The 8,415-nt window shown below is 39.9% G+C and carries 8 protein-coding genes; 3 read left to right on the top strand and 5 right to left on the bottom strand.

Translation table 11 applies throughout. The features are described 5' to 3' along the window. Both ACJAT7_RS16310 and ACJAT7_RS16305 read right to left on the bottom strand, forming a co-directional pair. The coding region (locus ACJAT7_RS16310) for a hypothetical protein (RefSeq protein ID WP_415227863.1) at nt 1-231 on the bottom strand (231 nt) is incomplete at its 3' end. 34 nt (nt 232-265) lie between these two features. After that, nucleotides 266-652 carry a NifB/NifX family molybdenum-iron cluster-binding protein gene (locus ACJAT7_RS16305; RefSeq protein ID WP_415227862.1) on the bottom strand — a complete coding sequence of 129 codons (387 nt, stop codon included), beginning with the start codon at nt 650-652 and terminating at the stop codon, nt 266-268. Nucleotides 653-915: 263 nt separating this feature from the next. Between ACJAT7_RS16305 and ACJAT7_RS16300 the strand changes: the two genes are divergently transcribed. Next, nucleotides 916-1,347 carry a DUF3010 family protein gene (locus ACJAT7_RS16300; RefSeq protein WP_415227861.1) on the top strand — a complete coding sequence of 144 codons (432 nt, stop codon included), beginning with the start codon at nt 916-918 and terminating at the stop codon, nt 1,345-1,347. A 79-nt stretch (nt 1,348-1,426) separates the two neighbouring features. Here ACJAT7_RS16300 and ACJAT7_RS16295 read toward each other — a convergent pair whose 3' ends face one another. Beyond that, nucleotides 1,427-4,792 carry an MGH1-like glycoside hydrolase domain-containing protein gene (locus tag ACJAT7_RS16295; RefSeq protein ID WP_415227860.1) on the bottom strand — a complete coding sequence of 1,122 codons (3,366 nt, stop codon included), beginning with the start codon at nt 4,790-4,792 and terminating at the stop codon, nt 1,427-1,429. Nucleotides 4,793-5,267: 475 nt separating this feature from the next. Further along, nucleotides 5,268-5,912, bottom strand: a complete 645-nt coding sequence (locus tag ACJAT7_RS16290) for a trimeric intracellular cation channel family protein (protein ID WP_415227859.1) — start codon at nt 5,910-5,912, stop codon at nt 5,268-5,270. A 203-nt stretch (nt 5,913-6,115) separates the two neighbouring features. Between ACJAT7_RS16290 and ACJAT7_RS16285 the strand changes: the two genes are divergently transcribed. Continuing rightward, complete coding sequence (locus tag ACJAT7_RS16285) at nt 6,116-6,643, top strand: hypothetical protein (RefSeq protein WP_415227858.1); 528 nt, start codon at nt 6,116-6,118, stop codon at nt 6,641-6,643. 46 nt (nt 6,644-6,689) lie between these two features. On the opposite strand, the gene ACJAT7_RS16280 is transcribed toward ACJAT7_RS16285, so the two are convergent. Continuing rightward, the gene (locus ACJAT7_RS16280; RefSeq protein WP_415227857.1) at nt 6,690-7,496 is read right to left on the bottom strand and encodes a Cof-type HAD-IIB family hydrolase; all 807 of its coding nucleotides are present in this window, start codon (nt 7,494-7,496) and stop codon (nt 6,690-6,692) included. Between the two features lie 146 nt (nt 7,497-7,642). Between ACJAT7_RS16280 and ACJAT7_RS16275 the strand changes: the two genes are divergently transcribed. Then, nucleotides 7,643-7,900, top strand: coding sequence for a cysteine-rich CWC family protein (locus tag ACJAT7_RS16275; RefSeq protein ID WP_415227856.1), 258 nt, complete (start codon nt 7,643-7,645; stop codon nt 7,898-7,900). Nucleotides 7,901-8,415: the final 515 nt, after the last annotated feature.

The following is an 8,415-nucleotide window of genomic DNA, read 5'->3' as shown; positions in this document are numbered from 1 at the left end:
GCCTTGTCCGCGACCTTGGCCGTTTGCTATGCCTTGTCCGCGACCTTGGCCGTTTGCTATGCCTTGCCCGCGACCTTGGCCCTTTCTCAAAAGTCCATCACTAGCCTCTTGTTCAGAGATAACTCGGCCACAACAACGGAGACGTTGTAATTTTTGTGTACAATTCATTCGTTGCCCAATCTGAGCTGAAAAACGATGATAGTTTTCTTTTTTTATATTTAATTCTGGCATTTTTATTTTCCTTTTTTGCAGTTAAGTGTAAAAATTATTGATTAACAGCGTGTTTACAAAATGAGTTTTTTCCTCTTTTTTTACGTTTTTGACATCCCGGCATTTTAAATTTAGGTTTGTCTAATAGATCAAGATGCAGTGCGTTTATCACCTCTGCTATGTCACCGGCAATAAATGAAAACAGTTCACAGCCTTGGCTGATCAATGTTTTTTCAAGGTAATAGGGGATTGCACCACAAATAACCATCTCAACACCTTCCGCCAATAGCTCATTTACCATTGCGATCTCATTTGCTTTTTTAAAATGATGTGTGTCAGCAATTAAACATTGGTTTGCAGTCGCTTCAATCTGTAACCAAAACGGAGTGGTTTCAAAAACAGGGGATACCCGAGATTGTGCTATTAACAGTGCAACTTTCATAAATGTCCTTGTTTAGCGCATAGCTTGATAACTATTTATATTAATAGTTATTACAAGTAGCATGCCACAAATTAATTAATCAGTAACACACTGAAATAAAAGGGAAACAAATAAAAAACCTTGGCGATTCATGTGGGGGAGGGTTGCATTACTGAGACGTAAGGGTTGCAGAATTGCAACTGTGCAATGATATTTTAATTTGCTAGTTGCTTGAATCTTAAATTTCAATAATAATGCGTGCTGTTTAAGCTAAGGGGATTTTTATGAGAGTTTGTGGTGTAGAGTTAAAAGGCAATGATGCGATTATTAGCATAATACAGTTAAAAGATGGTTTATATGACGTCCCTAAAGTACGTACAGCTAAATTCACCTTAGTTGATGCGATTAATACTGAACCACTTAAAAAGTTTCAATTCGATTTTTTACAGTTAATGAAAGATTATAAAGTAGACACAGTTGTGATCAAACAGCGTGATCTAAAAGGTAAATATGCCGGTAACCCACTGAGCTTTAAAATAGAGGGGGCTTTGCAGTTAATGACGGAATTAAATGTAATGGTGATCTCTTCAACTTATATTAAAGAGGGTTTATCAAAAGCACAGGTAAAACCGGATGCGCGTGAAGTGGGCTTGAAACTGTTTCAAGAGCCAGCATTGTTAACTGCATTTGGCTATTTAGAGCAGCAGGCTTCATAAGTAAACTAAGAAAATAAGATTGTTTTAGAAAGGCTTGCCAAGTTAACTTCGCAAGCCTTTTTTATAATCTAACTTCAAATCAATCTGCCAGCGGTGCCACAGGTTGAATGCGAATAGCTGCAATATCAAACTTGTTTACTGCACCTTCTGTACCACCACTACCAATAAAGGTGGTGTTGCTGGATAGGTAGCTCATATTGTAGAAGTCAGTGACTTCTAATGAATAACTGCCAGCAGCAAGATTGGCTGCAAGTGGTGTGGAGTAAGCCAGTGGTTTTTTCCCGTTTTTAACAACGGCATGTGGCATTTGGATAACCCCTTCGGCAACAACATCACCGGCAGCATTTTTAACTTGTAACCATTTCACCCCATTGGTTATACCCAGGTTGATAGCATTAAAGTTATTATGGTACTGCAGTTGAATGCCGTAATCGCCTGCCGTTGTTAGTATGAGATCACTTACTGTCAGTGTGTCGTTTAAACTGCCCCAATTGTTTAGATAATCTTCACTGATTACCTCATTAGCTGGAGTAACGCTGATATTCGAACTGACGCGTGTATCTGTTACCGCGATATCTTGCGTTGTGCCAAAACATACTGGCGCACTGTGATGAGAGTAGTTTTTTGTCTCAGCATAGACAGCTTCTACAGCATAACAACTACCTTCTCCGTTTACAGGGGTAATAGTGTCAGCCACAATTCCTTTGTCTACATTGGCTTTTACAAGCACGCCATTACGGTACAGGTTGTAGCTAATATTACCCGTTTGCGTATCACTAAACTCGACAGCGAGATGTGTATCATCAGCAAATACACGCTGAATCAGTGGCTCTTTGGGTGCAAATACTGCTGCATCATTTGTACTGAGCGGATCGGCTGTCACTTTAGTAATCTCAGTCGCGCCAGCGATAAGATTTCCCAAGGTAATGACTAAAGCATTAGTTTCAGTAAGATCTGCCCAATCGATCGATTGTGATGCGACATTGCCATTTACTGTTACATTTTGCACTGCATAATAACCATCATCTTGAGATGCTTCCGGTAACAGTATTTCCAGATTAATAACCTTGCCGTGCAGTGTTAACCCTTGTAATTTAAGGCTGTCACTGTCAGCAAATTTATCTTTGCGCAGCTTGCTGGTAATAAATGGTGTCAGGTTGATACCTTGATCTGTTGTACTCAGACCGAAGACATCTTCGAGTACCATACCCACATAAGCTCCAACAGACCAAAGTTGACGTTGCGAGTTAATGACCGGACCTGATAATGATGGATTATCAAAATCTAACAGATTAGGTTTAAGTGATAACCACTCAAGGTTTTCCATATTCGAAAGGTTAAGTGCAGCACTGCGGAATAATGTCTGGTAAGCAGCGTCTGCTACGGCGGTATTGCCTGTTTGTGCTGCAGCTTTTAGGCCGTAAGCGGTAACAAATGGCCAGATGGCACGGTTATGGTAGATAGCAACCCCCGGCTGTTGCGGGAATATTACCGGTGCACCCATTTCGCTGTGCGGGTAATTTGCTAATACTTTATTAGCGCGTGTTGTATCCGCGATACCTGTAATTATAGTGAGTGATTGTCCTAACCAGTCAAACTTATGCAGCGGCGCTAAATCTTGATGCCCAGCTGTTAAGCTACTATACATGCCAGCATCTTCTAACCAGAAACGCTTATTGATTGCAATTTTAAGTGCATCAGCCCAGCCTTGATATTTAGTGGCAACTGCAGGTGCACCTTGGTCTGTTGCTAATTTAGCCGTTAACGTTAATGCCTGATAATGTGCTGCATTAGTCGAAAGTGCTTTTGCGCTACCTAGGCTGGCGATATCTTTTGTTATCCAGCTTGCATAAGTTTGTTCACGCCAATCAAGGAATGACTGCTCACCATTGTATAAACCGTCAAGCTTATCAAAAGCCGCTTTACGGTCATTTTCGACAGTATTAATCAATGCTTTATAAGCTTTTAATGCAAATGCATTACGTGTTTCACCGGTTAGATTTTGCAGTGCTTTTTCAGCGCCAAATGCCCAGGTTACACGGTCTGTACTGATTGGCCAGCTACCGCCTGAACCAGTATCTTGTACGATTTGCAGACCACTATCGTCACCGGCTGCCTGCGTTGGTTTGCTTACCCCATCACGATAACCAGAAAGTTTAAACTCCAGTGATCTTTTAACACGCTTCGGATCAAGCAGTGCGAGTCCTAAGTTTGCTGCATAAGAAAGATCGCGAGTCCATACATAGTGCCATTTAGCACCTGTTTCGAAACAGTTACACTCAATCGCTTGACCGCCATTGTAACCGCCATCTTTAATTTCAGATACGCTGTTTTGCTCTGTTTCATTAACTGCTAATGAAAACAGTGCATCAAAGGCTAGATTTCCGGAACGGATTGTCGGTTGTCCCGCTTTTTCTTGATAGATAACATAACCATCACCCGGATCACGCCGTTCCTGCGTCGTTGATTGTGCATAGCTGCGATATTGAGCTGTTAGATCATCTGCTGAGAAGGTCGCTACCTCTTCTTTGTCATCATAAGTGGCGAACGTCAGTTTTTGTATATTCTCACGGCCTTCATGGGGATTCACTTCCACTCCTTGACTGCCATCTGTTGCAACGATATGTAGCACAGGTACAGTGGCATCTGATGCATCAACTGTAAATTTGTAGTAACCCGTCTCGGTAACAAAGAAGCTGGCATTAGCGCCTTCGCCTATCATAGTGTAGTCATTGTCCAGCTCAGCTGTTACAGCTTCTTCACCTAATACCCATTCGCTTGACCAGTCATCTGCTGCTAGTTTAAATTCATGGTTACCAGGTGCAACTTGCATAATCACTTGGTAAATATTATCCCCAATGTATTTCAGTTGGTTATCTGTACTCCAGCCGTTGAACCCGCCGCGAATATAAAGATCGTAATTTAAAGGTGGTGCATCTTGCGTATAGGTAAATGTTGGGTGAAGCAGGTCAGCACCAACTTCAAGTTTAAAATCATATAAACCCGCGTTTGTAATTAAAAGCGCCATATTGGCAGCGCCGTCGCCTGTTTGTAGGGTATAGACGTTACCAGGCTCTATTTGTGTAAGATTTTCTATGTCGACAGTGAAACTCGTATCGATAGCCCATACATCATCGGCTACTTTGAACTCTGGAATACCAGCAAGAAATTCTACATTATCAAGGTAATAAGCATCATCTTTAAAAATTAATTTATAGGTATCTTCTGCACCCCAACCACTAAATCCACCTTTAAGGTAAAGATCTACTGCATAAGGTGCAGTTGGCTCTGGCGTAATACACGTTGTTTGCGTTTCATCGAAAACTTGTGGAAGTTCGCAGGTTAATGTTGCGTTGTCGTCGCTTGTACAGCCCGTTAGTATCACCCCTGTTGCTAATATAATAGCGGTAGAGAGACGTCTTTTTGTAAACCTTAAATTTATCATAGTGAAATAACATCCTTTTTATATTGTTCTAGTTATTTTTTTGTAAAAAAAACCGATTTGTTGCTCATCTATTTCGGTGATTTATTACTATTACTAGAGGAAAATGAGATTTTCAGGATTAAATAAAGGGAACATTGAATGGCAGTTCAGCTCTCCCGGATGTAATGTAAATGGTGATAAGATGTTACATTACGCCTCCCGACAATCTCATGGAAGGTTCAACATAGAGTAATGTAAATTATAAGCATATGATTTTTTTATTTTAATTTGGTTTTTTACGAGCGGCTAGACTTAGTTACATTTTGTTACTTTTGTATTTTATTTCTACTGAAAAGGAGGGCGGTTTGCCCCTCATTGAAGTGCAGGCGAAGCCCCGTAATACATTTCTTTACATTAGTTTGTAAGGCAGTAACTATTTATAATTTGATTGGACTAGTAACGTGCCGCTCGACGGGACTTGATTAGGCAGTTTTTATTACTTTTTTTTTGTATCTTTTTGTTGCTCTGTCTGTTCTTGTTCAAAATGAAATACAGGTAAAGACCAGCTAAATTTAAGCGCTATGATGCGCAGGCTGAAACCAGCTATCAAAGTGGCGATCACTGCAATAGTCTCTTCGATGCCATACCAATGTAGTAGCAGATATAAACTGGATGAAAACAGTGCCACTGAAGCGTACAACTCTTTATGTAATACTAAAGGCGGCTGACGGCAGATAAGATCGCGGAATAAGCCACCAAATATGCCGGTGACGATTGCAGCAATAACGCAGATTATGGCGGGCAGGTGCATATCCATAGCGACACGACTACCGATAATGCTAAAAACAACCAAACCAATTGAATCTAAAGCGATAAAAAGTCGTTGGTTACGTGCCACCCAAGGGGCAATTAAGGTGGTAAAAACGCCTGCAGCACAGGTTATAATTATATATTCAGGGTGCTTTATCCAGCCAACAGGGTAGTGACCTAAAATCATATCACGCGCCGTACCGCCACCTATGGCCGCCACACTGGCAACAAACATCACCCCAAACCAATCCATTTTTCTTTTGCCTGCTGAAATAGCACCGGTCATCGCTTCTGCTGTGATGCCGATAATGTAAAGAATGGTTAATAACATAGCTTTGTATCTGTAGTAAAAAGAAACGGATTGTAGAGGAAATGTGAGATTGTTGCTAATGATAAAAAGTACCAAGTTTTGTTTTTTAAGTATAATAAAATTGGTTTCAAGGCCGTATATCGAAGAAAATAATAACTAAAAGTAATATTGTTCAATACGACCTGTTATGCTTTTGTGCAGATAAAAAACATAAGGAAAAGTACGTGAGTCCAGACTTCGAACATTTTTTACAATCGCTGATCAGATCAAAAAAAACTTTCAATGCAACTGATTTATTTGAGCAAGGGGGTGTGCACTTAGAACAGCAGTTGCGGCACTATTTAAGTAATGAAGGGGTAGCCGCGAATACCTTTGCAAAATCTATCAATAGCGCGCAGAAGCTTAATAATGAAGATACCAGTAAGCGATTTTGGGAAGCATTAAAGGTGTTTAATGCGATTGCAGGAAACCATGCGATTTGTACAAATAAAATCTTAAATAAAAAATGGCTGCGCTTTGTCAATATTATCGAAGATTTGCAGGGTTACAGTGGCAGTCAACTGTTTTCTGATGTAGGTGTTAAAAAGGCGCGCTTATACCGTCTTTATTTTGCGTATATGTTGACCTGGGAGCATCTGAGATATATGGCGGGTGCTGACGACGAGTTTAGTCCGAGTTCAATCATTCTTGAGACGTTTGCCGCTGGTTATGAACATGAACATGAGCACGAGCATTGTCACGAACACGGATAGTAATAAAAGGAAATAAGCAGCAGAAATTCTGCTTATTTCCATATACCTACTTTAATATATATTTTTCAAAAACATGTGCAACGCCATCCTGATCATTACTCATTGTAATATAGTCGGCGTGTGCTTTAACTTCATCGATCGCATTTTCCATGGCCACGCCAAGACCTGCGAATTTAATCATCTCTAAATCATTAGCCGCATCACCTACACAAATAATTTGTTCAGGCCTAAGGCCCAGGTGTGCAGTCAATGCCGCCATTCCTTTACCTTTATTGCTGTTTTTATTCATAAATTCATAAAAATGAGGGGTGCTTTGTGCCATTGAGTATTTTTCCTGCAGCGTATGAGGCAATGCCAGTATCGCGTTGGAGAGTTGTTGCGCTTCATCAATCATCATTACTTTTAGAATATCTTCATCCGCATCAAGCTTATTGAAATCAAACTCCGTATATTGAATACTATTAAGGTTGGCTTCGAAGTCCGTATATTTATTCTGTTTGGGAGTGATTAACCCGCGTGTCATTGAGTAGGCTAAAATATTAACCCCTAATCTGTCTGCTATTTTATAAAGATCTATGGCATCTTGACCCGTTAAGATCGCACTGCTAACAACTGTTTTACAAGCGACTTTAAGAATCAACGACGCGTTGTAGGTAAGTACATAATCATCTTCACCATCTAAACCCAATGCATTTAATGTCGGTAACATTCCCTCAAACGGGCGACCAGAAGCTAAAACAACTTTAATGCCTTGTTCTTTAGCCGAAGTTATCGCAGAACGAACGCGACTCGTTAGCGCTTTTTGGCTATCAAGTAATGTGCCATCCATATCTAGCGCAATAAGTTTATACATGAAATTTTCCTAGCAATTGAGTGTGTGATTAGTCTATTCGAAATTTATAAGAGAATCGACCATTCTTGTTACTGTTTAAGGCTATATTCTTGTATTATTTTAGATGTTGGCAGTGCATCAATAATCGATTCTAATGTGCAACTTCAATGAGCAACATAATTCCTTTACCTATAAAGAAACTATTTATGACAATTAATCCCCAAAAAAAGTGCCCATTCTGTAACGGCCTGAGCCAATGCAAAGCTTATAGTGAGAAGCCCTGTTGGTGTAATAATGTCGAAATTCCCTCTTCACTTATCGAGTTGCTGCCAGCTCATGAGAAAGATAAGTCATGTATCTGTTTGTCATGTATTAACGCCTATAAAAATAATAGAGAGCAATTTAAGGCTGATTTTTTAAATTAATTGAATATATATATGATCAGTGGTGATATCGATCTGCTGCAGATGTGATTATTCCGCTACTTATTAACGGTAATTCTGGCTGTTTGCAACCCAGCTGTATGTTAAATAACCACTCGGTGCGTAATTGTAAATAAACACTTGCCAATGTGATCTGAATCTCTATAATGCGCCACACAGACAAGGGCTGCAACGCCAGTGACTGAGAACGAAAGAGGCTAGCTTCTGATAACGTTAAACGTTAATTGGAAACATTAAAAAGGCTGTTGACATCGTTTGAAAGGCGCGTATTATTCGCACCTCGCCGAAAGGCCGCTCTTTAACAATTTAATCAAACAATCTGTGTGGACACTTATTGTTGATGTGATTTCAAAAAAATCAAAGTCCTCGTGTTATTTATAATGCAAGGCAACATCAATAGTAGTGACACACGAATAAATTCATTTATTCAGAATAACAAAAGTACTTAGGTACTTTAGTTTTAGTCAGTAATATTGAGTCGCAGCGAAAGCTGCAAA

The sequence above is a fragment of the Psychromonas sp. genome (assembly GCF_047632995.1).
GTDB lineage: Bacteria > Pseudomonadota > Gammaproteobacteria > Enterobacterales > Psychromonadaceae > Psychromonas.
Note: the sequence above shows the minus strand (reverse complement) of the source record. Positions and strands in the feature narration are given on the sequence as shown.

Coding starts and splice junctions, on each gene's coding strand:
- ACJAT7_RS16305 (WP_415227862.1), bottom strand. CDS start 652: ATGAAAGTTGCACTGTTAATAGCACAATCTCGGGTATCCCCTGTTTTT.
- ACJAT7_RS16300 (WP_415227861.1), top strand. CDS start 916: ATGAGAGTTTGTGGTGTAGAGTTAAAAGGCAATGATGCGATTATTAGC.
- ACJAT7_RS16295 (WP_415227860.1), bottom strand. CDS start 4,792: ATGATAAATTTAAGGTTTACAAAAAGACGTCTCTCTACCGCTATTATA.
- ACJAT7_RS16290 (WP_415227859.1), bottom strand. CDS start 5,912: ATGTTATTAACCATTCTTTACATTATCGGCATCACAGCAGAAGCGATG.
- ACJAT7_RS16280 (WP_415227857.1), bottom strand. CDS start 7,496: ATGTATAAACTTATTGCGCTAGATATGGATGGCACATTACTTGATAGC.
- ACJAT7_RS16275 (WP_415227856.1), top strand. CDS start 7,643: ATGAGCAACATAATTCCTTTACCTATAAAGAAACTATTTATGACAATT.